Genomic DNA, 24,301 nt, shown 5'->3' with positions numbered 1-24,301 from the left:
TAGGAGGGGACTTGTCCCCGAATGCGATTGGACGGTCAGCGAAATTATCCAGACGTTATCGTCGCCTGAGGCTCTGCCTTCGGGGACAAGTCCCCTCCTGCAAGTTCCTTGTTGCGCTGTGTCAATGAAGGGGTTGAGCGTTACTCTTTCGGCTTGGCATGCGCCGCCAACCGCTCCAGCGCTGCGCGCAGTTTCGGATCGGCGATGCCGTCGGCGGTGGCCTGGATGCTTTCAGCGGCCACGGTGGACAAATCCATCGTATGCCCCGCAGCACCTTGAGGAACGGTCGGCGGCTGGACCTTGAACAAAATGCGCGTGAGGCTGGCGAACTCGTCGAATGCGACCAGTTGTCGCTGCAGGCGTTTTTGTTGATAACGCAGACGAGTGGCCCAATGACCGTCGGTGACGATCAGTAACAGGCTGCCTTCACGCCACGACGCAACATGGCAATGCTCGCGCGCAGCGGGTTGCAACTGGCTTTCCAGCAGCCGTTGCAGGTGACCGAGACGCTGAGCGTGATGAAAAATGGCTTTGAGCGGTTTCGCTTCGCGCAGCAAGACAGCCGGTGCCCGAGCCGTGAGGGGACGAAATGCCATGGTGATGCAACCTTGGGTGACAAGGCCGCCATGTTAGCAGAAATGCTTCTTCCCACCGCGTTCAGGGCGCTTTCGCAGCTTTTATATGCAAAATCAACAAGTAACTTCTGCCTTTGGTGGGTTGAAGTCCGGGAAAAAGCCCCTATCTAGAAACAGCCCCGTCACAGCGCTGTGCCAGCATCGTGGAATAACGCCACTTTCCTCACCACCGTTTCCGGGTAGAATGCTCGTTCGCATGCGGCCATAAGGGCTGCACGGGCGACTCACGGGGCCGCCCTCCATCCCTATGTGTGGAAGATCCTGTCGATATGTTTGCGCCTTTGTTAAAAAAACTTTTTGGAAGCAAGAACGAGCGTGAAGTAAAACGCATGCTCAAGACGGTGCAACTCGTCAATGCCTTCGAAGAGCAAATGGTGGCCCTTTCGGACGAGCAATTGCGTGCCAAGACCGAAGAGTTCAAGGCCCGCTTAGCCAAAGGTGAGACCCTCGATAAGCTCCTTCCTGAAGCTTTCGCAGTGGCTCGCGAAGCCGGCAAGCGCGTCATGGGCATGCGCCACTTCGATGTGCAGCTCATCGGTGGCATGACCCTGCACGAAGGCATGATTGCCGAAATGCGTACCGGTGAAGGCAAGACCTTGGTGGGTACGCTGGCGGTCTACCTCAATGCGCTGTCCGGCAAGGGCGTGCATGTGGTTACCGTGAACGACTACCTGGCACGTCGAGATGCCAACTGGATGCGTCCGCTGTACGAATTCCTCGGTCTGAGCGTAGGCATCGTCACGCCTTTCCAGCCGCCTGAAGAGAAGCGCGCCGCTTACGCAGCCGACATCACTTACGGCACCAACAACGAATTCGGTTTCGATTACCTGCGCGACAACATGGCGTTCAGCATGGAAGACAAGTTCCAGCGCGAGCTGAACTTCTCCGTCATCGACGAAGTGGACTCGATCCTCATCGACGAAGCCCGCACGCCGCTGATCATCTCCGGCCAGGCCGAAGACAGCTCCAAGCTGTACACCGAAATCAACCGTCTGATCCCGCAGCTCGAGCAACACATCGAGGAAGTGGAAGGCGAAGTCACTAAAGCTGGCCACTACACCGTTGACGAGAAAACCCGTCAGGTCGAGCTTAACGAAGCCGGTCACCAGTTCATCGAAGAAATGCTTACCGAAGTCGGCTTGCTGGCCGTCGGCGAAAGCCTGTACTCGGCGCACAACCTGGGTCTGCTGACTCACGTTTACGCCGGTCTTCGTGCGCACAAACTGTTCCATCGCAACGTGGAATACATCGTCCAGGACGGTCAGATCCTGCTGGTTGACGAGCACACCGGCCGCACCATGCCGGGTCGTCGTTTGTCCGAAGGCCTGCACCAGGCCATCGAAGCCAAGGAAAACCTGAACATTCAGGCCGAAAGCCAGACCCTGGCGTCGACCACGTTCCAGAACTACTTCCGTCTGTACAACAAACTGTCCGGCATGACCGGTACAGCCGACACCGAAGCGTTCGAATTCCACCAGATCTACACCTTGTCCGTCGTGGTCATCCCGCCGAACAAGCCGTTGGCGCGTAAAGACTTCAACGACCTGGTCTACCTGACCGCGGAAGAGAAGTACGCCGCTATCGTTACCGACATCAAGGCCTGCATGGCTGAGAATCGTCCGGTGCTGGTAGGTACTGCGACCATCGAAACTTCCGAACACATGTCGAGCCTGCTCAACAAGGAAGGCATCGAGCACAAGGTTCTGAACGCCAAGTTCCACGAAAAAGAAGCCGAGATCATTGCGCAAGCCGGTCGTCCGGGCGCGCTGACCATCGCCACCAACATGGCCGGTCGCGGTACCGACATCCTGTTGGGCGGTAACTGGGAAGTGGAAGTCGCTGCCCTGGAAGATCCAAGTCCGGAGCAGATCGCGCAGATCAAGGCCGATTGGCAGAAACGCCATCAGCAAGTGATCGAAGCCGGCGGTCTGCACGTGATTGCTTCCGAGCGCCACGAATCGCGTCGTATCGACAACCAGTTGCGTGGTCGTGCCGGTCGCCAGGGTGACACCGGTTCCAGCCGTTTCTACCTGTCCCTGGAAGACAGCCTGATGCGCATCTTCGCCTCTGATCGGGTGAAGAACTTCATGAAGGCTTTGGGCATGCAGTCCGGCGAAGCGATCGAGCACCGCATGGTGACCAACGCGATCGAAAAGGCGCAGCGCAAGGTTGAAGGTCGCAACTTCGATATTCGTAAGCAACTGCTTGAGTTCGACGACGTTTCCAACGAGCAGCGTAAAGTGATCTACCACATGCGTAACAGCCTGCTGGCTGCGACGAACATTGGTGACACCATCGCCGACTTCCGTCAGGACGTCCTCAACAGCCTGATCAGCCAGCACATTCCGCCGCAATCCCTGCCTGAACAGTGGGATGTCGCCGGTCTGGAAGCTGCACTGGACACCGATTTCGGCGTGAAACTGCCGATTCAGCAATGGCTTGACGAAGACGATCACCTGCACGAAGAAACCCTGCGCGAGAAGATGCTCGAAGAGTTGCTCTCTGCCTACAACGAGAAAGAAGAGCAGGCCAGTGCCGAAGCGCTGCGCTCCTTCGAGAAGCAGATTCTGCTGCGCGTTGTAGACGACTTGTGGAAAGACCACCTGTCGACCATGGATCACCTGCGTCACGGCATCCACTTGCGCGGCTACGCCCAGAAAAACCCGAAACAGGAATACAAGCGCGAGTCGTTTACCCTGTTCCAGGAACTGCTGGACTCGATCAAGCGCGACACCATTCGTGTGCTGTCCCACGTACAGGTTCGTCGCGAAGATCCGGAAGAAGAAGAGGCCCGCCTGCGTCGCGATGCCGAAGAACTGGCGCAACGCATGCAGTTCGAACACGCCGAGGCACCTGGGCTAGATCAGCCGGAAGCACTGGCTGAAGAGGGCGCAGATGTCGCCGTCGCCGCCGTGCCGGTTCGCAACGACCAGAAGCAGGGTCGTAACGAGTTGTGCTGGTGTGGTTCGGGCAAGAAGTTCAAACACTGTCACGGCCAGATCAACTGATTCCAGTCATCTGAACCCGTAATGCCAACGCCGCGACCGGCTCAGCCGTCGCGGCGTTTTTCAATCGATTGCCGTACCGATGCGGGCGGCGCAGAACTCTTTCAAGGAGCGCACCTCATGGCTGTTGGTCTTGGTCCTTTGCCGACATTGCACCCGGTTCCAGGTTTTGAACTGGGTATTTCCTCGGCCGGCATCAAGCGTCCGGGGCGTAAGGATGTCGTGGTCATGCGCTGTGCCGAAGGCTCCAGCGTTGCAGGCGTTTTTACCCTCAATGCGTTTTGTGCAGCTCCGGTCATTCTCGCCAAGCAGCGCGCTCAGGGCACTGTCCGTTATCTGTTGACCAACACCGGCAACGCCAACGCCGGTACCGGCGAGCCAGGCTTGGTCAATGCGGCTCGCACCTGCGCCAAGCTTGCCGAGCTGACCGGTGTCGATGCCAGCGCTGTGCTGCCGTTCTCCACCGGTGTGATCGGTGAGCCGTTGCCAGTGGAAAAAATCGAAGGCGCGCTGCAAGCCGCCCTCGATGACCTGTCTGTTGATAATTGGGCCGCTGCCGCGACCGGCATCATGACCACCGACACGCTGCCCAAGGGCGCGAGCCGTCAGTTCCAGATCGATGGCGTGACCATCACTGTGACCGGCATCAGCAAGGGCGCGGGCATGATTCGGCCGAACATGGCGACCATGCTGGGTTACATCGCCACCGACGCCAAAGTCGCGCAAAGCGTATTGCAGGACTTGATCCGCGACGGCGCCAACAAGTCGTTCAACCGCATCACCATCGATGGCGATACCTCGACCAACGACTGCTGCATGTTGATCGCTACCGGTCAGGTTGATTTGCCAGAAGTCACCGAAGCCAAGGGCCCGCTGTTCGATGCGCTGAAAAAAGCCGTCTTCGACGTGTGCATGGAAGTCGCCCAGGCCATCGTGCGTGACGGCGAAGGCGCGACCAAGTTCGTGACCGTTGAAGTCAACGGCGGCGGCAATCATCAGGAGTGTCTGGATGTTGGTTACGCAGTGGCCCACTCGCCGCTGATCAAGACCGCGCTGTTCGCCTCCGACCCGAACTGGGGCCGCATTCTGGCTGCAGTGGGCCGCGCTGGCGTGCCGGATCTGGATGTCAGCAAGATCGACGTGTTCCTCGGTTCGGTGTGCATCGCCAGCAAGGGCTGCCGCGCTACCACTTACACTGAAGAACAAGGTTCGGCGGTGATGGCTGAGGCGGAGATCACCATTCGTATCGAGCTGGGTCGCGGTCAGTGCAGCGAAACCATCTGGACCACCGACCTGTCCCACGAATACGTAAAAATCAACGCGGAATACCGCACCTGATCTGACAGATTGTGGACGCAAATTGTGGGAGCGAATTCATTCGCGAAATGGCCAGTACATTCCCTGGATCTCTGTGGTCAGGGACGCCGCCTTCCCGGGTAAATCCGGTCCCACAGTTTCGCGTCTGCAGTGCGACAACGGATTTGCTTACAGAAACCTGATCAGATCGCTCCCTTTATGGAGAACTCCGAACATGACTTTGCACCTGATCATCGGCGACAAACGCTATTCCTCCTGGTCGCTGCGGCCGGCATTGGCGCTGTACATGACCGGAGCGCCTTACACCGAGCAGGTCATTCGGCTCAATCAGCCGAACACGCGGCAACTCATCCTTGAGCATTCGCCCACCGGCAAAGTGCCGATCCTCAAAACCGAACACGGTTCTATCGTCGATTCCCTGGCGATTATCGAATACCTCGCTGAACAATTTCCGGCTGCCGGTCTGTGGCCCGCTGACACCGCCGCGCGTGCGCAGGCGCGATCAGCTTGTGCGCAAATGCACAGCGGTTTCCCGGGGCTGCGCTCGACCATGCCGATGGATCTGCGCCGCGATGAAGCGCTGGAAGTCATTCCGGTTGATACCCAGGCCGATATCGAGCGCATGTGTGCGCTGTGGGCTGAGTGCCGCGTTGCGGCGGTCGAAAACGGGCCGTTCCTGTTCGGCAAGGCCAGCGCTGCCGACGCGTTCTTCGCGCCCGTGGTGATCCGCATGCGTACCTATCAGGTGCAATTGCCAGCTGAAGCTCAGGCCTACGTCGAGACAATCTACCAATGGCCGGTCTTCCAGCGCTGGCAGCAGGCCGCTCTGGAGGAAGTTGAACCGTGAAACGTGTACATGTGGCTGCGGCGGTCATTCGTGGCGCCGACGGCAAGATCCTCATCGCGCGCCGTGCGGACACTCAGCATCAAGGCGGTTTGTGGGAGTTTCCTGGCGGCAAGGTCGAGCCCGATGAAACGGTGGAAACTGCGCTGGCTCGCGAGCTGCAGGAAGAGCTGGGCATTGTCGTCACTCAGGCACGTCCGCTGATCAAGATTCAGCACGATTACCCGGACAAGCAAGTGTTGCTGGATGTCTGGGAAGTTTCCGCGTTCAGCGGTGAGCCGCAGGGTGTCGAAGGTCAGCCATTGGCCTGGGTGTCGAATCGCGAATTGGCTCAGTATGAGTTTCCTGCGGCCAATCAACCTATCGTCGCCGCCGCGCGCCTGCCGGGCGAATATTTGATCACGCCGGGCGAGCTGGAAACACCGGAGCTGCTGCGCGGCCTGCGCAAGGCCATTGCTGGCGGCATCAAGCTGGTTCAACTGCGCGCACCCAACGGCTACGACCCGCAGTATCGCGATCTCGCCGTAGATGCCGTGGGTTTGTGTGCCGGCAAGGCGCAACTGATGCTCAAAGGACCTCTGGAGTGGCTGGGCGACTTTCCTTCCGCTGGCTGGCACCTGACGTCGGCGCAGCTGCGCAAACTGGCCAGTCGCGGCCGTCCGTTCCCCAAGGAGCGCTGGCTGGCGGCTTCCTGCCATAACGCCGAGGAATTGACCCTGGCCGAGCAGATGGACGTCGATTTCGTCACCTTGTCACCGGTGCAGCCTACTCAAACGCATCCGGATGCAGAGCCTCTTGGTTGGGAGCAGGCAAGCCAGTTGATTGCCGGTTTCAGCAAACCGGTTTACCTGCTGGGCGGCGTCGGTCCCGATGAGCGGCAACGTGCATGGGACAGCGGCGCGCAAGGTGTGGCGGGAATCAGGGCGTTTTGGCCGGAGGAATGATCTGCTTTTCCCGTAGGACCGGCTTTAGCCGGGAGGGGCGCGCAATGGCCTGCGTATTGCCATTGTCGGACATGCCGCACTCCCGGCTGAAGCCGGTCCTACAGGTTCTCACTCATGTCGGATCTACGGCTTCTTCGCTGCCTCCCACAATATCTCCGCAATCCCCTGCCGTTTGGCGATCATTCGTGCCGCGACGAACAGCAGGTCTGACAGCCGGTTGATATACGCCAGCCCAACACCCGCCAACGGTTCCACTGCATTGAGATGCTGACAGCGGCGTTCGGCACTGCGCGCTACGCTGCGGCAGACGTGGGCCTGAGCGATGAGCGCCGAGCCGCCGGGCAGGATGAAGTTTTCCAGCGGACCGAGTTCTTCGTTCCAAAGATCAATGGCGGCTTCCAGCTTGTCGATCTCTGCCTGATTCAGCGCCTGATAAGCCGGCATCGCCAGCTCCCCGCCAAGGTCGAACAGTCGATGCTGGCAAGGTGTGAGCACTTCGATCACTTCATTCAAGTCAGGCTTTACCAGCGCTTCCTCGATCAGCCAGGCCAGCAGCAAACCCAACTGGCTGTTGAGCGTGTCGACCTCGCCGATGGCCTCGATCCGCGGGTGATCCTTCGGCACGCGGCGGCCGTCGCCCAAACCGGTTTCGCCTGTATCGCCGGTGCGTGTGTAAATCTTCGATAAACGAAAGCCCATGCTTGTTACTCCTTTATAGCGGCGAAATCACCGCTTCCGGCACGCTGACCTGACTGCCCTGCAAGGGCAGCCGCAAGGTAAAGCACGTACCGTTGCCGACCGAGGAGTGCACCTCCATCTGGCCTTTGTGATTGTTGGTGATGATGAAATACGACACCGACAGCCCGAGCCCGGTGCCCTGACCGATCTCCTTGGTGGTGAAGAACGGCTCGAAAGTGCGCTTGCGCACGTTCTCGGACATGCCGACGCCATTGTCCTCTACCTGGATTTCCGCCCACGGTGGATTCAGTTTCGTGCGCAGGATGATCCGCCCCGGTTCGGCGTCGTCCGGGCGCTGATGAATCGCCTGTGCGGCGTTCTTCAGTAGATTGAGCAGCACTTGCTCCAGTTCATTGGAGATGGCTGGCACCGGGCCAAGGTGTGGATCGAACTGACGAATGATCGCCTGGCCTTTGAAGTCGAAGCCGATGGTCAGGTCAAAATCGTTACTGGCGATTTCCAGCGCTTGATCGATCAGCGCGGGCAATTCGCATGGCGTCATCTGCCGGTTGCTGAGGCGGCTGAAGCTGAGCATATGGCTGACGATTTTCGCCGCACGGGCGCCGGCTTGCTGGATGCCGTCCAGCAATTGCGGCACTTCGCGGCTGGCGAGGTAACGATTGATCTTGTCCAGCTCGATGCCCTCGGCTTCGGCCTGTTCAAGGTTTTTCGGCAAGTCCGGGGAAAGCCTCCGACGGATGTTCTGCACGTTATGCAGGATCGCGCCCAGCGGATTGTTGATCTCGTGGGCCATGCCCGCTGCCAGGCCGCCCACGGACAGCATCTTCTCGGATTGCACCATCATTTCCTCCAGCGACAGGCGCTGGGTGATGTCATCGATGCGGATCACCACGCCACGACCGGCACCGCCGGTCAGCGGGTAAAACGTCAGGGCGTAGTGGCGCCGCTCTTCGTCCTTGATCCAGGTCACTCGCTCGATCTTGGTGACACTGTGACGTTCGACGGTCAGCTTGAGCTGCGGCAGGAAGGCTTTCATGGGCGGGAAGGCGAGGAAGATCGGCTGATTCAGCGCTTCGTCCAGCGGCGTGCCGGACAAGCCGCTGGCCTCCTGATTCCACTGCGTGACGTACAGCTGCTCATCCAGGGCAATCAGCGCCGAAGGCATCGAGTCGATGATGCTGTTGAGGTAATTCTGAAAACCGGTGAGCTTCTTCTCGATCTTGCTGCGTACCTGCACTTCGAGTTCCAGCTTGCGGTTGGTGTGACGGGTTTCTTCGGCCAGTCCTTGCGCCTGATCGTAGGCTTCCTGTGAGTCGTCACGGGCGCGTTTGAGCTGCTGCTCCCGGGCTTCGATACGCGACAGCATGGTGTTGAACGCTTCGGCGAGGCTGCCGATTTCGTCCTTGTTGCCGGGCTCGGCACGCAGTGCGTAGTTTTCCTGGCGGGTAACCTGACGTGACAATTCTTCGAGTTGGTAAATGGGCTCGGTGATCAGGCGGCGGATCTGCCGGGCAATGACCAGCCAGAGCAGGATGCTGAACGCCAGGATGCCAAGGCTGGCGGTGAGCGTGCCGGTATAAAACGCCGCTGGCAGTTCGCTGCTGGCCACCAGCAACAAATGGCCGGGCGCCTGACCGGTCTTGGGCACGGGAATCACCTGGGTGCTGCGAAACTCCGTTATCCGCCAGTTTTCAACGTGATCGAAGCGTTCAGGCAGCTTGAGTTTGTCGCCCTGCTGCAATTGGCCCAGGCGCTCACCGTTGTTGTCGTACAGCGCCGCAGCGCGCAGCGGACCATAATTTTTCAGTTCCCGCAGCAAGGCTTGGGCGTTGTTCGGTGAGCTGAGCGCCTGTTGCGCCAGATTCGGGTTGCTGATCAGCCGACCGATGGTTTGCAGCGCCTGTGGCGCCATGGCTTCCTGGGAAATGTAATAGGCCGCGCTGATGAACGTCAGGTTCGCGACCAACAATACGGTGGTCAGCAGAACCAGCAAGGCTGCGAGGATCTTTTGACCTACCGGTAGATTTTCCAGGCGCTGGCGCAATGGCATGAGGCGAGTCACAGGCTGATGAGGAAAGGGCAGGGTAGCGCGGCGCTTGGTCATTGCAAACCCTGGCCTAGTCGGTGCGCAAACCTCGTGCGGCCAGATGCTGAATCAGGCGCTCCTGTAACTGGGTCAAATGCGGCACTGCGCAGCGATGGCGTGCGGCAGCGGCGCACGCGTAACCCAGCAGATAGCTGATCTCGGTACGTCGGCCTTGCGTCACGTCCTGATGCATCGACGAATAGTTGGCCGCCGTGGCCTGGATCACGCGCTGCACTTCGCTGTGCAGGTCCAGCGCCGCCGCAGGCTGGCCACAGCAGGCGAGCAACTCGTCGAGTTCGCTGCACAGCGTCGCGACCTCACAAGGATGCTGCTGCAGCCCGCCGTTGCGGCAGTCATGCAGCACGGTCAGCGGGTTGATTGCACAATTGAGCGCCAGTTTGCGCCACAGGCGGGTGAGGATATCCGGGGTCCACTCATGGGGAATGCCGCTGTCGTGCAGGTCCGGCAACCATGACGGCGGCGCTGCGTTGCGCGGATCGCCCAGCCAGGTAAAACCGTGACCGGCGAAGACCACCCGCCAGTCCTGCTCGCGAAAGGCGCCTTCGGTACTTGAGGCGAAGATACAACGGGCGAGCGGCGCCTGTGCAGCCACGGCATCCTGGCTGCCCAGCCCGTTTTGCAAGAGGATCAACTCTGCATTCGGCTTGAGTCGCGGCAACAGATGGGCGACCGCCTGCTCGGCGTCATAGGCCTTGCAGGCCACCAGCAGACGCTCGATCGGTTCGAGGCTTTCAGCAATCTGCGCACTGACCGGCACGCGCTGCTCAGCGCCATGCTCGACCAGCGTGATAACAGCACCGTTGGCCTCATAAGCCGCCAGCCGCTTGGCGTTGCGCAGGACAAGTTTTACCGGCAAGCCGGCTCGCGCCAGCCGCGCGGCCCACAAGCTGCCGAGGCTGCCCGCGCCCAGAACATGCAAGGTAACCGGCATCAGCTGATCACTGAAAAGCAAATGAAGCGGAGTAACCTGGGAAAAACGGCAGTCGACATGGAAGGCTCGCAGTGAACGCGGGGAAAGTCTCGTTATAATGATCCTGCTTTCATAACGTCAATATTTAGATACCACCTATTTCTGGAGAAATTACATGCCCTCGTTCGACGTAGTGTCCGAACTGGATAAACACGAAGTCACTAATGCCGTCGACAACGCCATCAAAGAGCTGGACCGTCGCTACGACTTGAAAGGCAAAGGCGAATTCGAATTCAAGGAAAAGGATCTGACAGTCAATCTGACCGCCGAGGCGGAGTTCCAGCTTGAAGCGATGATCGAAATCCTCAAGCTCTGCCTGGTCAAGCGCAAGATCGACGTCAAGTGCCTTGAAGTCAAAGACGCGTTTGCGTCCGGTAAATTGATGAAGCAGGACGCCGTCCTCAAGGAAGGCATCGACAAAGAGCTGGCGAAGAAAATCGTCGCGCATATCAAGGAAGCCAAACTCAAGGTTCAAGCCGCCATTCAAGGCGAGCAAGTGCGTGTCACCGGCAAGAAACGCGACGACCTGCAGGAAGCCATGGCAGTGCTGCGCGCTCACGAATTCGGCATGCCGCTGCAGTTCAATAACTTCCGCGATTGATCTTGCGCCTTCGGATTTTCGGGAACCTACCGTGTTTTCGGGCGTCCGAGGCAGCCTGAGTTTTTTTCGCGACAAGTAAGGAGCAATTGATGGATTTGAATACCGAAGTCGACCACTTGGTCAAAGCGTCCCAGGCGTGGATTCCGATGATCATGGAGTACGGCAGCCGCGTGCTGCTGGCGCTGGTTACGCTGACCATCGGCTGGTGGCTGATTAACCGGTTGACGACCAAAGTGGGTGCATTGCTGGCTTTGCGCAATGCCGACCTGGCGTTGCAGGGTTTCATCAGCAGCCTGGCCAACATCATTCTGAAGATCCTGTTGATCGTCAGCGTTGCTTCGATGATTGGCGTGGAAACCACCTCGTTCGTGGCCGCCATCGGTGCTGCGGGTCTGGCAATCGGTCTGGCCTTGCAGGGCAGCCTGGCGAACTTTGCAGGCGGCGTGCTGATTCTGCTGTTTCGTCCGTTTCGCATCGGCGACTGGATCGAGGCTCAGGGCGTGTCCGGCACGGTCGACACCATCCAGATTTTCCATACGGTGCTGCGTACCGGCGACAACAAAACGGTGATCCTGCCCAATGGCAACCTGTCCAACGGCATCATCACCAACACCAACCGTCAGCCGACCCGCAAGATCACCTTCGATGTGGGCGTGGATTACGAGGCGGATCTGAAGCAGGCCATGCAAGTACTGCTGGAAATGGCCGACGATCCTCGCGTGCTACAGGATCCGGCACCGCAGGCTGTGGTGGCTGCGCTGGGCGACAGTTCGATCACCGTGTCGTTGCGGGTCTGGACCAAGACCGGGGATTTCGGCGACGTGTCGAACCGCTTCAATGCTGAAGCACGCGACCGCTTGCGTGCCGCCAACATCGACATCCCGTTCCCGCAGCGGGTGATTCGTGTGGTGCAGGAGAACGCGCCGCAAGCGTAAACACGCTGGCTTATCGTAGGACCGGCTTGTAGGACCGGCTTCAGCCGGGAGAGCAATTGATTGATGCCCTCGCGACTGAAGTCGCTCCTACGGCGAGGTCTGGTCGTTCGGTTTATTCACTCGCAGGCTTTTCCGTCCCTTCAAGCGCTTCGGCCGCCTTGGTCTGACGCACCTCTTTGCTCCACTGCAAGATGATCATCAGCAGTGTCGGCACGCCCAACAGCGTGGTGATCAGGAAGAAGTTGTGATAGCCGAACTTCTCCACCATCACCCCTGAATAACCGCCAATCAATCGCGGCAACAGCAGCATGATCGAGCTGAGAAGCGCGTATTGCGTCGCCGAGAACTTGAGGTTGGTCAGGCTCGACAGGTAAGCCACGAACGCCGAAGTCGCGAGGCCAGAACTGAAGTTATCCAGCGAGATGGTCAGGATCAGCATCTGCAGGTTCGGGCCCATGTCGGCGAGCATCAGGAACAGCAGGTTGGTCGCCGCTGACGTCATGCCACCGATGAACAGGATCGGCAGGATCCCGAAACGCACAATCAACAACCCGCCGAAACCCGCGCCGAGCAGGGTCATGATCAGACCGAAGATCTTGCTGACGCTGGCGATCTGATCCTTGGTAAAGCCCTGGTCGATATAGAACACGTTGGCCATTACGCCCATCACCGTATCCGACATGCGATACGTGGCGATCAAGCCGAGCAGCAGGAACGCCTGCCAGCGATAGCGCAGGATGAAATCGTTGATCGGCGTGAGCACTGGCGCCAGGCCCTTGCGGCCAAAGGACGACAGGCAAGCGGTGGTCAGGATGATGTAGAGAATCGAACGCAGAAACGCCCGGTCTTCAAGCAGAAGGTCCATCCAGCTGGTGCCGTTGAACAGCACGCTGGCGAAATCGGTGTTGTAGAGTTGGGTGAACATCGCCGGTACCGACACCAGCAGAATGATCAACACGAACACCGACGCCAATTGGTGAGCGAAGTTGTAACGGGCGGCCGACAACTGGGTGCGCAGCGGCACGGGCGGCTCGCGCATCACCAGCGTGGTGATCAGCGCAGGCAGCATCAGCAGGCCGAACAACACGTAAGTGCCGGTCCAGGCCGAATGCTTGTAAGCGAAACCGGTGGAGCCGAAGCCTTCAGCGAAATACAGCGCACCTGCGGTAGCGAGCAGCGCCGCGACCCGATAGCCAGACATGTAGCTGGCGGCCAGTGCGGCCTGCTGGGTGTCGTCGGCAATCTCCAGGCGATAGGCATCGATGGCGATGTCCTGAGTCGCCGAAGAAAAGGCTACGACCACCGCAATCGCGATCAGCCAGGACAAATGCTGCTGCGGATCGCAGAAACCCATGCCGATCAGGCCCAGTATCACCAGCGACTGCGACAGCACCAGCCAGGAGCGACGCCGACCCAGCTTGCCCAGCAATGGCAGGCGCCATTGATCGAGCAGCGGCGACCATACCCACTTAAAGGCATAGGCCAGGCCGATGAGGCTTGCATAACCGATGGTTTCGCGAGCAACGCCCGCTTCACGCAACCAGACCGATAAGGTAGAGAAGACCAGCATGTAAGGCATGCCCGCAGCGAAACCGAGCAACAGCAGTACTAATGTCGAGGGGCTGGCATATGCGGCGAGCGCGGCGCGCCAGGTTTTACGGGGCATGGGCTGGAATCTGCCTCAGGTTACGAAAACAAAGGGCGCACTCTAACCGCTGTGCTCTATCGGGCGCCAGCCATGACGCCGCATATCTACCCGATTGTTCTGAACGGTAATGCCTTCGGCGCGCAGACGGGCACGCTGTTCGTCGCCCGATACGCTGCCCACCGGCAGGCTGATGCGCCCGCCGGCGGCAATCACGCGATGCCAGGGCAGCGAACTGCCCTCAGGCAACTGGCTCAGCGTGCGCCCGACCCAGCGCGCGGCGCGTCCGAGTCCGGCCAGATCGGCCAGTTGTCCGTAACTGACGACTTTGCCGGGTGGCACCTGATTCAGAGTGATGTAGAGCGCCGTTCGTCGGGCCTCTGCCCCGGAAAGCCCGGAAGGGTCGTCATTTGCCGCTGGTCGCTCGGTCACGGCTTTATTCCTGTTTATTTGGCTGTATAAACCGCACTGCGGAACTACGGAATAATCCGATGGTCTGTGATTGCTATGCCCGCGGCGGTCTTCGATTGCCTTGACGTCATCTGCGGATGATGCCCGATTTTCCGCTTACTGAGCCTAGTCGTTGCTTATGTTGAACAGAACCCTGTTGTGCCTCGCTGTTGCCTGCATTTCCACCCCCTTGCTCGCTGATACCGTCTGGTTGAAGAACGGCGATAAGCTGACCGGGACCATCAAGGTCTTCGACGGCGGCAAGCTGCTGATCGAAACCACCTACGCCGGTGCGATTCCGCTGGACTGGAAACAGGTCAAGACCCTCGAGAGCGATCAGAAGCTGCTGGTCAAGCAAGACCAGTATCAGGGTGAAATCGCCAAGTCGCTGCAAGCGTCCGATGACGGCAAGGTAACGCTGCTCAATGGCGAAGCGCCGAAGACCGTCGAGTTGGCCAGCATCCAGCAGATCATGAAGCCCAAGCCGATCGTTACCGACCTGGTCTGGAAGGGCAATATTGACGCCGCTCTGGATTTCCAGCGGGCCGAGAACGACACCGACGACTACAACGTGGCCTTCAAGACTTCCGCGCGTCACGGTCAATGGCGACATAACGCCAAGGGCGAGTACAACCGCGAAAGCACCGATGAGCTGGTGACCACCGACAACTGGAGCGCCGAATACTCCATCGACCGCTTCCTGACCGAAAAATGGTTCTGGGATGGTCGCATCAACTACAAGCGCGACAAGATCGAAGACCTCTCCCGGCAGCGCACGGTCGGTACCGGTCCTGGTTATCAGTTCTGGGACGATGAACTGGGTGCTTTCAAATTGGGCGCACTGGTCAACCGTACTGACTTCGAGTACTCCAACGGCGAGAAGGACAACTTCTATTCCGTGGCCGGCACCTGGGACTACAACCGTTTCCTGATCGGCAAAAAAGTCGAGTTCTTCACCAACGGCGAACTGGGCAAGCCAATCAGCGGCGTGGCTGATTACAGCCTCGAGGCCGAAGTCGGCCTACGCTACAAAGTCACCGACTGGGCGTCGTTGAACCTCAAGGCCGAGAAAGACGTGATCAGCGGCTCCAGCGATGGCGACCTTGATAAAACCCGTTACACCGCAGGGTTTGGCGTGACCTGGTAAGCAATACGGTCGACGTTTTCCTGAATAAATCGCTCCCACAATGCAATCCGGTCAACCCGTGGGACCGGATTCATCCGGGAAGACGTCGGCAAGGTCAACGTCCTCTCACCGTGAGACATAGAGCCCTACCTTGCCGCAAAACGCCTTTCCCCGTGCCCATTGCGCAGCTCATTGTTATTCTGAACGACAGAATTTACTGACTGAACTGTTCCTGGGAGTCAAACAATGAGCATCAAGGCCGCCAAACAAGCACGAGAACTGCTGCTCAAGGAATACCGAGGGGTTTTGTCGACCCATTCCAAGTCCATGCCGGGTTTCCCGTTTGGTTCCTCCGTGCCTTATTGCCTGGACGGGCAGGGCCGGCCGTTGATCCTGATCAGTCGCATTGCGCAACACACTCATAACCTGGGTCTGGACCCGAAGTGCTCATTGCTGGTCGGCGAGCGCGAAGCCGTGGATGTTCAGGCAACCGGGCGGGTCACGGTAATGGCCGAAGCCGAGAAACTCAGCGATCCGGCTGCGGTGGAAGCGGCAGCCCAGCGTTATTACCGCTATTTCCCCGAATCGCGCAGCTATCACACCGCCCATGATTTCGATTTCTGGGTGCTGACTCCGGTGCGCTATCGCTTCATCGGCGGTTTTGGTGCGATTCACTGGCTCGATAACGTCGCGCTGGCGAATCCCTTCGCAGGCGCTGCGGAAAGCAGCATGGTCGAACACATGAATGAAGATCACGCCAAGGCTATCGCTCACTACGTACAACTCACGGGTTTGCCTCAAAGTGAACCGGCGCAAATGGCTGGCGTTGACAGTGAAGGGATGCACCTGCGTATCGGTCAGGGCCTATACTGGTTGCCCTTTGCGGAGCCCTGTAATACGCCGACACAAGTGCGCGAAGCCTTGGTTCAGTTGGCTCACGCGGAGAAATGGCCGGTCCGTGATGCGCAAGACGCTTGAATTCACGTATTTGCGACGTCACTTAAGGTCTACTGCAAGGCATTCTTGCGTTGAGGAAGTCATTTGATGCGTGTTTTTTTGCTGCTCTTTCTACTATTTCCGGTGCTTGAGCTGTTTGTTCTGGTTCGGGTAGCCATGTCCATCGGCTTCCTGCCGACGTTCCTGCTGGTGGTGGCGACGTCCATGCTCGGCATTTTTGTCATTCGCGTAGCCGGGTTCGCCACTGCACTGCGGGCGCGTGAAAGCCTGTCGCGCGGTGAGCTGCCTGCGCAGCAAATGATGGAAGGCCTGATGATTGCGGTCGGCGGCGGCCTGCTGCTGTTGCCGGGTTTCATCAGCGACATCCTGGGCGTGATCTGCCTGCTGCCGGTGACTCGTCGAGTGCTGGTCAACAAGCTGCGTCGACGCGCCGAGGAGCAGGCCATTCGTCAGCGTGCGTTCAGCGAAGACATGCCGACCAGCAACGGTCCGAGCCGCCCTGGCGCGATTCATCCGCCGACTCGCGAGCCGGACGTGATCGAAGGCGAGTTTGAGCATCGCGACAAATAAAAAACGTCTGCAGCTCAATGAATGTGGCACCTGCGGGTGCCACATTGGTTTTGACAACTGTCGCGCTCAAGCAAAAAAATTATCCCCCAAGCCTTGTAATCACCTTGCCCGCCCTTATGTATGGGTCACCGCAAGGTTTCTGGCTCGATTGCCAGACCGTATTCTACGGTTCGCTTGCGAACCGTAACCGGCAACGCCGGATGTTCTAGCCCGCTGGTGTCGTCACCGGCCGTTTAAAAACCATAATTAGGAGATCGACAATGAAGCTTCGTCCTCTGCATGACCGCGTCGTAATCCGTCGCAGCGAAGAAGAATCGAAAACTGCTGGCGGTATTGTTCTGCCGGGTTCGGCTGCTGAAAAGCCAAACCGTGGCGAGATCCTCGCTGTGGGTACCGGCCGCGTGCTGGACAACGGTGAAGTGCGTGCGCTGGCCGTGAAAGTGGGTGACAAAGTAGTGTTTGGCCCGTACTCCGGCAGCAACACTGTGAAAGTTGATGGCGAAGACCTGCTGGTGATGAGCGAGAATGAAATTCTCGCGGTCGTCGAAGCCTGAGTCCTCCCGCTACCTTCCGTTACTACTAAGTATTTAAGGAATATCGATCATGGCTGCTAAAGAAGTTAAATTCGGCGACGCTGGCCGGAAAAAAATGCTCGCCGGTGTAAACGTCCTGGCTGACGCAGTAAAAGCAACTCTGGGTCCAAAGGGCCGTAACGTCATCATCGAGAAGAGCTTCGGTGCTCCTCTGATCACCAAGGACGGCGTTTCGGTTGCTAAAGAAATCGAACTGAAAGACCGTTTCGAAAACATGGGCGCGCAGCTGGTCAAAGACGTTGCTTCCCGTGCCAACGATGACGCAGGTGACGGTACTACGACTGCAACCGTTCTGGCTCAAGCCATCGTCAACGAAGGCCTGAAAGCCGTCGCTGCCGGCATGAACCCGATGGACCTCAAGCGCGGCATCGACAAGGCGACCATCGCCATCGTTGCTCAGCTGAAACTGCTGTCCAAGCCATGCACCGACACCAAGGCAATTGCCCAGGTGGGTACTATCTCGGCCAACTCCGACAATTCCATCGGCGACATCATTGCTGAAGCCATGGAAAAAGTGACCAAAGACGGCGTTATCACCGTTGAAGAAGGTTCGGGTCTGGAAAACGAATTGTCTGTAGTAGAAGGCATGCAGTTTGACCGTGGCTACCTGTCCCCGTACTTCATCAACAAGCCGGACACCATGGTTGCCGAGCTCGACGGCCCGCTGATCCTGCTGGTCGACAAGAAGATCTCCAACATCCGCGAAATGCTGCCAGTTCTGGAAGCAGTGGCCAAAGCTGGCCGTCCGCTGTTGATCGTTGCCGAAGACGTTGAAGGCGAAGCCCTGGCGACTCTGGTTGTGAACAACATGCGCGGTATCGTGAAAGTTGCAGCCGTCAAAGCCCCTGGCTTCGGCGACCGTCGCAAGGCCATGCTGCAGGACATCGCTGTCCTGACTGGCGGCACCGTGATCTCCGAAGAAATCGGCCTGAGCCTGGAAACCACTACCCTGGAACACCTGGGTAATGCCAAGCGCGTTGTGCTGAACAAAGAAAACACCACCATCATCGACGGTGCCGGCGTTAAAACCGACATCGACTCGCGTATCGCTCAGATCCGCCAGCAAATCGGTGACACAACTTCGGACTACGACAAAGAAAAACTGCAAGAGCGTCTGGCCAAGCTGTCCGGCGGCGTTGCGGTAATCAAAGTCGGCGCTGGTTCCGAAGTTGAAATGAAAGAGAAGAAAGCCCGCGTTGAAGACGCCCTGCACGCTACTCGTGCAGCCGTTGAAGAAGGCGTGGTACCTGGCGGTGGCGTAGCTCTGGTTCGCTCGCTGCAGGCAATCGAAGGTCTGAAAGGCGACAACGCCGATCAGGACGTCGGTATCGCTCTGCTGCGTCGCGCCGTAGAAGCTCCACTGCGCCAGATCGTTGCCAACTCCGGCGACGAGCCAAGCGTGGTTGTCGACAAGGTCAAGCAGGGTTCGGGTGACTTCGGTTACAACGCTGCGACTGGCCTGTACGGCGACATGATCGAAATGGGTATCCTTGACCCAACTAAAGTGACTCGCTCTGCTCTGCAGGCCGCGTCCTCGATCGCCAGCCTGATGATCACCACTGAAGCGATGATCGCTGAAGTGGCAGACGACGGTAAGTCGTCTGGCGGCGGCATGCCGGACATGGGCGGCATGGGTGGTATGGGCGGCATGATGTAAGCCAGCTTCACCCCCAAAGCAACACCCCAAAAAAACCCCGCCTGGTGCGGGGTTTTTTTATGGGCTGGCTTTGTGTTCACTAACTCCGTTGGAGCCAGCGGGCGGCGATCCGACTTGCCCGCGAAGAACGATAATGCGGTTTGTCTGACACACCGCTATCGCGGCCGTCGTAACCTGCGAACACTCCCACAAAATTTATTTATGCGCTTTCTGGCTGCTCCGCCCCAACCACCCGCGCCAGTTTCGGCACTGGCCGGTACAAGACCGCGTAATACGACCCCAGACAGATCAGCCAGCAGAACACCGCTGTCCAGACGTTATGCGAGAAGAAGTGCGCGCCTTGCAGCATGCGCCCGACGGAAAACGCGATCCCAAGCCCAAGGGCAAAGATCAGGCCGGCTTTCGCCAGGCGCGGGCGGCGGTCACGGAACATGAAGAACAGTGCAAACAGCGTGAAGCCGGTTGCCGCATGGCCGCCGGGCCAGCAACGCCCTGGTTTGTCGGTCTCAGGACGCGGGCTGAGCAGTTCGCTGTAGGTTTCCTTGCCGCCAAACTCGGTCAGGCTCCACGGGCATTGCACCGAGGTCACCACTTTTACCGGCGTGACGAAGCTGGTCGACAACGCCATGGACAGCACCAGACACCCCAACTCCCGGCGCCACGGCATCAAGCGCTTTGCCTTGAACGACGCGATGAACGCGACCAGCGAGAAAACGCCGCCTGCGATCACTGCATTCTTGGCCCAGTCATGCATGACGTTTTCGAGGAAATAACTATGTCTGCCAATGAACTCGCCCGCGGCCGGGTCATAGACCAGCTTGGCGATGTCCATATCCAGGTCCGTCAGTTCCAGCAAAATCAGAACAAGGGCGGTTATGGCAGGAATGCCCAGGCCTATCCATAAGTTGAGCGGGCGCGAGTAAGGCAGGACGGAAGCTCTCGACATGTCGGATCCAGATCAGCAGAAGGGAAAACCTCGGGCGATACGCCGAGGTGCGACTAGTCTGATTTCCTGGCTGTCGTTAACCCGTGAACCTATGGTGAAAAAAACGTTAAGCCATTCGACGCTGGTTCTATGGCTGACTTGGCCTTAAGCTGCGCCAGCCTTATTGCATACGGAGAGGTGCACCATGCGAATTCTGCTCGTTGAAGACAACCGCGACATCCTGGCCAACCTCGCGGACTACTTGGGCATGAAGGGCTATACGGTCGATTGCGCCCAGGATGGCCTTTCCGGACTGCATCTGGCGGCAACCGAACATTACGACCTGATCGTGCTCGATATCATGTTGCCTGGTATCGACGGCTATACCTTGTGCAAACGCCTGCGCGAAGACGCACGACGCGACACGCCGGTCATCATGCTGACGGCCCGCGATCAACTGGATGACCGCTTGCAGGGCTTCCGTTCCGGCGCCGACGACTACCTGCTCAAGCCGTTTGCCTTGTCCGAACTCGCCGCGCGTATCGAAGCGGTATTGCGCCGGGCGCAGGGCGGTGGTCGACGGACCTTGCAGGTGGCGGACCTGATCTACGACCTGGATACCCTGGAGGTCACCCGCGAAGGGCGACTGCTCAAGCTCAACCCGGTGGGGCTGAAACTGCTCGCGGTACTGATGCAGAAAAGCCCTCACGTGTTGCGCCGCGAAATTCTCGAAGAGGCCCTGTGGGGCGATGATTGCCCGGACAGTGACAGTCTGCGCAGTCACGTTCACCAACTGCGTCAGGTGATCGACAAGCCGTTCGCCAAACCGCTGCTGCAAACCGTGCACGGTGTCGGATACCGCTTGGCCGAGGGCCGAGATGGAGTTTAAGCAAAGCCTCGCCCAGCGGATCATCATTGCCTTTGCTCTGATGAGTGCACTGGTGGCGGGATCTTTCGCCATGGGCATCGTCGCCACGGTGCATCTGGTCGAAGAAAAACTGATTTCCTCAGGTCTGGGCGGTGATCTCAATCGCCTGCTGCTGATGGACAGCGTCAGCGACTGGAGCCACCGTCCCGAGCCCGACCAGCTGTTCTATTTCAGCGGCGGTCCGGGGGATTTCGACGTGCCCAAGGACCTGCGCCATCTGGAGCCAGGATTTCACGAGGTGTTTCGCGGGCCTCTGTCCTACCACGCGATGGTCGAGGTGGTCGACGGTCGGCGTTATGTGCTCCTGCAGGATCAAAGCGATTTCGAAGAGCGTGAGCGCGTCCTGTTTGCCGTGGTGCTGGTCGGGTTCGTGCTGGCACTGGCGTTGGCGGTGTTTCTTGGCTGGGTCCTGGCTCGGCGGGTCATGGCGCCGGTGGTGCGGCTGGCCAGACAAGTCCGGCACCGCGATCAACTGCTCGGGCTGGCACCACCGCTGGCACCGGATTACGCGGCAGACGAAGTCGGCGAGCTGGCCGTGGCTTTCGACGCCACGCTGGGCCGCTTGCGCAGCGCCCTGACCCGTGAGCGCATGTTCACCAGCGATGTCAGTCATGAGTTGCGCACGCCGTTGATGGTGCTCGCCAGTTCCTGCGAATTACTGCTTGAAAACCCCGCGCTGGATAGTCGCGCCCGAGCTCAGGTGGAGCGCATTGCTCGCGCCTGCGAAGAAATGCGCGACCTCGTGCAGACTTTCCTGATGCTGGCCCGCACTCAGCGCGAAGACGCGACCATGACCCCGAAAGTAGGCCTGTGCAGCGTCGCTGAACAGCTGGTCGCGCTGTGGCGTGGCCCCATCGAGAGCAAAGGGCTGACGCTGAACTTCCGTCCGGAGGCGGCCGACCAGTCGTCGGAAACGTTGTACAACGCGACGTTCCTGCATGCCGTGATGGGCAACCTGCTGCGCAACGCCCTGCATTACACCGACAGCGGTTTTATCACCCTGACGTTACAGGCCGATGGCTTCCAGGTGGAGGACAGCGGGGTGGGTATCCCGGAAGAAAAGCGCGAGGCGATGTTCGAGCCCTTTGTGCGTGGCAACGAGCAGCGCGGCGAGGGGCTCGGGCTGGGCCTGTCACTGGTACAGCGGATTTGCGAAAACCAGGGCTGGACCGTGAGTTTGAGCCCGATGGAACCCAACGGATGCCGTTTCAGTGTCACCCTCAAAAGCAGATAAATTCCTCCAAAACAAGGTGTTGCATTAGCTTTACTGCTGTTGTTTCAGCGGTGATAAAACCGTCATTGTGACAAGTAGTGGCGGAGGGCTATTGCTAAGGCATTGTAAAATCTAGAAACATTTGCTCGAGCCAAGTAACGCTTTTTTCACATAAACATGACCTGACGATGACGCTGGGCTGACTAAGTTGGCCCCATCAGAAGCAGGAGATCCACCATGAGCAAGCGAATCGAGCTCGAGTTTTCCCGTAAGTACAATCAACAACATGCGGAAAAATATTTACAGAAGCATCAGGACAATCTGTCTCGACGGTTGTCTCACAGGCGCGACGAGCAACTGGCACGCAAAGCGTTGAAGCTCGCCGGTGATCCTGGACTGGTGCTTGATCTGCCTTGTGGTGCCGGTCGCTTCTGGCCGCTATTGGCGGAAAAACCCAATCGGGTGATCATCGGCGCGGATAATTCTGCGGACATGCTCAGCACCGCTTGCAAGGCCCAGCCCGCTGAAGTGGTCAAACGGGTACAACCCTTGCAGACGTCAGCTTTCGCTATCAATCTGCCCGACAATGCCGTGGACAGTATTTTCTGCATGCGACTGTTGCATCACGTGGGCGACGCAGCCCATCGATTGGCGCTATTGCGTGAGTTTCAACGTGTTACCCGTGACAGCGTGATCATCTCGCTGTGGGTTGATGGCAATTTCAAAGCCTGGAAACGCAAGCGCAGCGAGCAAAAGCGCAGCCGCGAAAACGGGCAGGAAGGTTACCAGAACCGCTTTGTGTTACCCGTGGCAACTGTAGAAGCAGAATTCGAAGAGGCAGGTTTCCGAATCCAGGAGCGGATGGATTTCCTGCCGATGTACGCCATGTGGCGTGTCTATTTATTGCGCAAGAGGTAACAGGATGGTCGTGGAAGGTGTAGCAGAATCGACGGTTGGCCAAGGCGAGCGCTTTGCCTATTTCTGGAACCAGCGCGGTGAGTGGGTTGAAGAGCCCAACATCCGTCGTGGTGGTGAAAGCGGCGTGCAGCGCGTCTTGACTGAAAATGGTCGGCTTATCTACATCAAGCGCCAGACGGGCCACATCTACCGCAGTTGGCTGCATCCGTTCGGGCGTCCCACCGTACTGCGTGAGCGCGACGCGCTGGAAGGCCTGCGTCAGCTCAACGTGAACGTACCGAAAATGATTTTCTGCGGTGCCGAGCGCGACGAAAACAATGAGTGGCGCGCGCTGCTGGTGACCGCTGCTCTGGATGGTTTCGAAGAAATCGAGAACTGGTACGCGGCCGGTGGTCGCGAGCGCTACGGTGAAGCGCTGCATGAGCAAATGCTCCATGAACTGGCAGTCAATCTGGCGCGCATGCACCGCGGCCGTTGGCAGCACAGCTGCATTTACATCAAGCACGTATTCGTCCGGGTTGTCGGCGAAGGTTCCGAGGCCCGAGCTGAAGTCGCGCTGCTGGACCTCGAGAAGTGCCGCCGTCGCCTGACCCCATACGCTGCGGCCCAGCACGACATGAAGCAACTGCGTCGCCATTCGTCATTCAGCCCTGCGGACTGGCAAAAACTGGTCTACTTTTACGAGGCAGCGTTTGGCAGCGCTATCAAAGGTTTAGGGTAATGAAGCTAGAACTGGCTCGAGGTCTTTTTGTATTGGGTGCGTTGGCTGTTGCTTCTGTTGCTCTCGCCGCCTGGGAAGAGCCGGGTACGAAGATATTGAGCGCTCAACATGGCGAAGGACATTGCCCTTTGCCCAGAGTCGCCAAGGTCGAGCAGACCGTAAAACCAGACCACGATCTACTGCTGTTGATGTTTGGCCTGGCCCAGGGTTCAGGGCCGCAACGTTAAGATTCAACGCAAAGATAACTGACTGATGAAGGCCCCGTTTTCGGGGCCTTGTTGTGTGCGTCTGACGCAGCGCAATTGGTAGGAGGGGAGTTGTCCCCGAGGCTATCTTGCAGACGACAAACCGACCCGAGACAGTAACGCCGTCTGTCCCACCGTCTTCGGGGACAAGTCCCCTCCTACCGGTTTGTGTAGGGCTCGGTAGGACCGGACTTGTCCCCGAAGACGGTGGCGCAGACACCGGATTAGATCAGGCGAATGATGCTGGCCCATCCGCCGCCATCGGGGACCAGTCCCCTCCTACCGGTTTGTGTAGG

Annotated in this window: 23 protein-coding genes; 16 read left to right on the top strand and 7 right to left on the bottom strand. The window is 58.7% G+C overall.

The window, feature by feature from the left end:
* Nucleotides 1-140: 140 nt before the first annotated feature.
* Nucleotides 141-596 carry a DUF721 domain-containing protein gene (locus AFK24_RS07485; protein WP_020292973.1) on the bottom strand — a complete coding sequence of 152 codons (456 nt, stop codon included), beginning with the start codon at nucleotides 594-596 and terminating at the stop codon, nucleotides 141-143.
* 308 nt (nucleotides 597-904) lie between these two features.
* Between AFK24_RS07485 and secA the strand changes: the two genes are divergently transcribed.
* The 4 genes from secA to AFK24_RS07465 all read left to right on the top strand — a co-directional run bounded on the left by secA (nucleotide 905) and on the right by AFK24_RS07465 (nucleotide 6,745).
* Nucleotides 905-3,643 carry a preprotein translocase subunit SecA gene (gene secA / locus AFK24_RS07480; protein ID WP_065832656.1) on the top strand — a complete coding sequence of 913 codons (2,739 nt, stop codon included), beginning with the start codon at nucleotides 905-907 and terminating at the stop codon, nucleotides 3,641-3,643.
* A gap of 117 nt (nucleotides 3,644-3,760) precedes the next feature.
* Nucleotides 3,761-4,978, top strand: coding sequence for a bifunctional glutamate N-acetyltransferase/amino-acid acetyltransferase ArgJ (gene argJ / locus AFK24_RS07475; RefSeq protein ID WP_065832655.1), 1,218 nt, complete (start codon nucleotides 3,761-3,763; stop codon nucleotides 4,976-4,978).
* Nucleotides 4,979-5,171: 193 nt separating this feature from the next.
* A complete protein-coding gene (locus AFK24_RS07470; protein WP_065832654.1) occupies nucleotides 5,172-5,804 on the top strand; it encodes a glutathione S-transferase family protein in 633 nt (210 codons plus the stop codon).
* Nucleotides 5,801-6,745 (top strand): Nudix family hydrolase, encoded by a 945-nt coding sequence (locus tag AFK24_RS07465; RefSeq protein WP_065832653.1) that lies wholly within the window; start codon nucleotides 5,801-5,803, stop codon nucleotides 6,743-6,745. The genes AFK24_RS07470 and AFK24_RS07465 overlap by 4 nt, the downstream gene beginning before the upstream one ends.
* A gap of 123 nt (nucleotides 6,746-6,868) precedes the next feature.
* On the opposite strand, the gene AFK24_RS07460 is transcribed toward AFK24_RS07465, so the two are convergent.
* The 3 genes from AFK24_RS07460 to AFK24_RS07450 all read right to left on the bottom strand — a co-directional run bounded on the left by AFK24_RS07460 (nucleotide 6,869) and on the right by AFK24_RS07450 (nucleotide 10,482).
* Entirely contained in the window at nucleotides 6,869-7,444 is a 576-nt protein-coding gene (locus AFK24_RS07460; RefSeq protein ID WP_065832652.1) for a cob(I)yrinic acid a,c-diamide adenosyltransferase, read from the bottom strand.
* Between the two features lie 13 nt (nucleotides 7,445-7,457).
* On the bottom strand, nucleotides 7,458-9,494 hold the full coding sequence (locus AFK24_RS07455; RefSeq protein ID WP_065832657.1) for a sensor histidine kinase: 2,037 nt from the start codon (nucleotides 9,492-9,494) through the stop codon (nucleotides 7,458-7,460).
* 67 nt (nucleotides 9,495-9,561) lie between these two features.
* Complete coding sequence (locus AFK24_RS07450; RefSeq protein WP_065832651.1) at nucleotides 9,562-10,482, bottom strand: putative 2-dehydropantoate 2-reductase; 921 nt, start codon at nucleotides 10,480-10,482, stop codon at nucleotides 9,562-9,564.
* Nucleotides 10,483-10,636: 154 nt separating this feature from the next.
* Here AFK24_RS07450 and AFK24_RS07445 point away from each other — a divergent pair, with 154 nt between their 5' ends.
* Nucleotides 10,637-11,122, top strand: coding sequence for a YajQ family cyclic di-GMP-binding protein (locus AFK24_RS07445; RefSeq protein ID WP_032629717.1), 486 nt, complete (start codon nucleotides 10,637-10,639; stop codon nucleotides 11,120-11,122).
* A gap of 89 nt (nucleotides 11,123-11,211) precedes the next feature.
* On the top strand, nucleotides 11,212-12,057 hold the full coding sequence (locus AFK24_RS07440; protein WP_065832650.1) for a mechanosensitive ion channel family protein: 846 nt from the start codon (nucleotides 11,212-11,214) through the stop codon (nucleotides 12,055-12,057).
* 112 nt (nucleotides 12,058-12,169) lie between these two features.
* Here the strand turns inward: AFK24_RS07440 and AFK24_RS07435 are convergent, their stop codons facing one another.
* Both AFK24_RS07435 and AFK24_RS07430 read right to left on the bottom strand, forming a co-directional pair.
* Nucleotides 12,170-13,723, bottom strand: coding sequence for an AmpG family muropeptide MFS transporter (locus AFK24_RS07435; RefSeq protein ID WP_065832649.1), 1,554 nt, complete (start codon nucleotides 13,721-13,723; stop codon nucleotides 12,170-12,172).
* Nucleotides 13,724-13,765: 42 nt separating this feature from the next.
* Entirely contained in the window at nucleotides 13,766-14,134 is a 369-nt protein-coding gene (locus AFK24_RS07430) for an MGMT family protein (RefSeq protein ID WP_065832648.1), read from the bottom strand.
* 157 nt (nucleotides 14,135-14,291) lie between these two features.
* Between AFK24_RS07430 and AFK24_RS07425 the strand changes: the two genes are divergently transcribed.
* The 5 genes from AFK24_RS07425 (at nucleotide 14,292) to groL (ending at nucleotide 19,055) form a co-directional block, all read left to right on the top strand.
* Nucleotides 14,292-15,299 (top strand): DUF481 domain-containing protein, encoded by a 1,008-nt coding sequence (locus AFK24_RS07425; protein WP_065832647.1) that lies wholly within the window; start codon nucleotides 14,292-14,294, stop codon nucleotides 15,297-15,299.
* A 225-nt stretch (nucleotides 15,300-15,524) separates the two neighbouring features.
* Nucleotides 15,525-16,256 carry a HugZ family protein gene (locus AFK24_RS07420; RefSeq protein ID WP_065832646.1) on the top strand — a complete coding sequence of 244 codons (732 nt, stop codon included), beginning with the start codon at nucleotides 15,525-15,527 and terminating at the stop codon, nucleotides 16,254-16,256.
* 66 nt (nucleotides 16,257-16,322) lie between these two features.
* Entirely contained in the window at nucleotides 16,323-16,805 is a 483-nt protein-coding gene (locus tag AFK24_RS07415) for an FxsA family protein (protein WP_065832645.1), read from the top strand.
* A gap of 260 nt (nucleotides 16,806-17,065) precedes the next feature.
* A complete protein-coding gene (locus tag AFK24_RS07410) occupies nucleotides 17,066-17,359 on the top strand; it encodes a co-chaperone GroES (RefSeq protein WP_020292988.1) in 294 nt (97 codons plus the stop codon).
* Nucleotides 17,360-17,408: 49 nt separating this feature from the next.
* A complete protein-coding gene (gene groL, locus AFK24_RS07405) occupies nucleotides 17,409-19,055 on the top strand; it encodes a chaperonin GroEL (protein WP_065832644.1) in 1,647 nt (548 codons plus the stop codon).
* Nucleotides 19,056-19,254: 199 nt separating this feature from the next.
* Here groL and AFK24_RS07400 read toward each other — a convergent pair whose 3' ends face one another.
* Complete coding sequence (locus AFK24_RS07400; protein ID WP_065832643.1) at nucleotides 19,255-20,001, bottom strand: phosphatase PAP2 family protein; 747 nt, start codon at nucleotides 19,999-20,001, stop codon at nucleotides 19,255-19,257.
* Between the two features lie 184 nt (nucleotides 20,002-20,185).
* On the opposite strand from AFK24_RS07400, the gene colR reads away from it, so the two are divergent.
* The 5 genes from colR (at nucleotide 20,186) to AFK24_RS07375 (ending at nucleotide 23,987) form a co-directional block, all read left to right on the top strand.
* Nucleotides 20,186-20,869 carry a two-component system response regulator ColR gene (colR, locus tag AFK24_RS07395; protein WP_020292991.1) on the top strand — a complete coding sequence of 228 codons (684 nt, stop codon included), beginning with the start codon at nucleotides 20,186-20,188 and terminating at the stop codon, nucleotides 20,867-20,869.
* Nucleotides 20,859-22,142 (top strand): sensor histidine kinase, encoded by a 1,284-nt coding sequence (locus AFK24_RS07390; protein WP_065832642.1) that lies wholly within the window; start codon nucleotides 20,859-20,861, stop codon nucleotides 22,140-22,142. Before colR ends, AFK24_RS07390 begins: the two co-directional genes overlap by 11 nt.
* 216 nt (nucleotides 22,143-22,358) lie before the next feature.
* Entirely contained in the window at nucleotides 22,359-23,039 is a 681-nt protein-coding gene (locus AFK24_RS07385) for a class I SAM-dependent methyltransferase (protein WP_065832641.1), read from the top strand.
* Between the two features lie 4 nt (nucleotides 23,040-23,043).
* Nucleotides 23,044-23,760, top strand: coding sequence for a lipopolysaccharide kinase InaA family protein (locus tag AFK24_RS07380; protein ID WP_065832640.1), 717 nt, complete (start codon nucleotides 23,044-23,046; stop codon nucleotides 23,758-23,760).
* Complete coding sequence (locus tag AFK24_RS07375) at nucleotides 23,760-23,987, top strand: hypothetical protein (RefSeq protein ID WP_065832639.1); 228 nt, start codon at nucleotides 23,760-23,762, stop codon at nucleotides 23,985-23,987. Before AFK24_RS07380 ends, AFK24_RS07375 begins: the two co-directional genes overlap by 1 nt.
* Nucleotides 23,988-24,301: the final 314 nt, after the last annotated feature.

Source organism: Pseudomonas syringae, assembly GCF_001698815.1.
Classification (GTDB): Bacteria; Pseudomonadota; Gammaproteobacteria; order Pseudomonadales; family Pseudomonadaceae; genus Aquipseudomonas; species Aquipseudomonas syringae_A.
The sequence above is the reverse complement of the archived record's forward strand: the minus strand, read 5'-3'. Positions and strand labels throughout refer to the sequence as shown.

Bases quoted from the DNA above. Each gene is read 5' to 3' on its own strand.
- groL (WP_065832644.1), top strand. From the start codon at position 17,409: ATGGCTGCTAAAGAAGTTAAATTCGGCGACGCTGGCCGGAAAAAAATG.
- AFK24_RS07380 (WP_065832640.1), top strand. From the start codon at position 23,044: ATGGTCGTGGAAGGTGTAGCAGAATCGACGGTTGGCCAAGGCGAGCGC.
- AFK24_RS07420 (WP_065832646.1), top strand. From the start codon at position 15,525: ATGAGCATCAAGGCCGCCAAACAAGCACGAGAACTGCTGCTCAAGGAA.
- AFK24_RS07470 (WP_065832654.1), top strand. From the start codon at position 5,172: ATGACTTTGCACCTGATCATCGGCGACAAACGCTATTCCTCCTGGTCG.
- AFK24_RS07375 (WP_065832639.1), top strand. From the start codon at position 23,760: ATGAAGCTAGAACTGGCTCGAGGTCTTTTTGTATTGGGTGCGTTGGCT.
- AFK24_RS07435 (WP_065832649.1), bottom strand. From the start codon at position 13,723: ATGCCCCGTAAAACCTGGCGCGCCGCGCTCGCCGCATATGCCAGCCCC.
- argJ (WP_065832655.1), top strand. From the start codon at position 3,761: ATGGCTGTTGGTCTTGGTCCTTTGCCGACATTGCACCCGGTTCCAGGT.
- AFK24_RS07400 (WP_065832643.1), bottom strand. From the start codon at position 20,001: ATGTCGAGAGCTTCCGTCCTGCCTTACTCGCGCCCGCTCAACTTATGG.
- AFK24_RS07415 (WP_065832645.1), top strand. From the start codon at position 16,323: ATGCGTGTTTTTTTGCTGCTCTTTCTACTATTTCCGGTGCTTGAGCTG.
- AFK24_RS07385 (WP_065832641.1), top strand. From the start codon at position 22,359: ATGAGCAAGCGAATCGAGCTCGAGTTTTCCCGTAAGTACAATCAACAA.
- secA (WP_065832656.1), top strand. From the start codon at position 905: ATGTTTGCGCCTTTGTTAAAAAAACTTTTTGGAAGCAAGAACGAGCGT.
- AFK24_RS07410 (WP_020292988.1), top strand. From the start codon at position 17,066: ATGAAGCTTCGTCCTCTGCATGACCGCGTCGTAATCCGTCGCAGCGAA.
- AFK24_RS07455 (WP_065832657.1), bottom strand. From the start codon at position 9,494: ATGCCATTGCGCCAGCGCCTGGAAAATCTACCGGTAGGTCAAAAGATC.
- AFK24_RS07445 (WP_032629717.1), top strand. From the start codon at position 10,637: ATGCCCTCGTTCGACGTAGTGTCCGAACTGGATAAACACGAAGTCACT.
- AFK24_RS07460 (WP_065832652.1), bottom strand. From the start codon at position 7,444: ATGGGCTTTCGTTTATCGAAGATTTACACACGCACCGGCGATACAGGC.
- AFK24_RS07485 (WP_020292973.1), bottom strand. From the start codon at position 596: ATGGCATTTCGTCCCCTCACGGCTCGGGCACCGGCTGTCTTGCTGCGC.
- colR (WP_020292991.1), top strand. From the start codon at position 20,186: ATGCGAATTCTGCTCGTTGAAGACAACCGCGACATCCTGGCCAACCTC.
- AFK24_RS07450 (WP_065832651.1), bottom strand. From the start codon at position 10,482: ATGCCGGTTACCTTGCATGTTCTGGGCGCGGGCAGCCTCGGCAGCTTG.
- AFK24_RS07390 (WP_065832642.1), top strand. From the start codon at position 20,859: ATGGAGTTTAAGCAAAGCCTCGCCCAGCGGATCATCATTGCCTTTGCT.
- AFK24_RS07440 (WP_065832650.1), top strand. From the start codon at position 11,212: ATGGATTTGAATACCGAAGTCGACCACTTGGTCAAAGCGTCCCAGGCG.
- AFK24_RS07425 (WP_065832647.1), top strand. From the start codon at position 14,292: ATGTTGAACAGAACCCTGTTGTGCCTCGCTGTTGCCTGCATTTCCACC.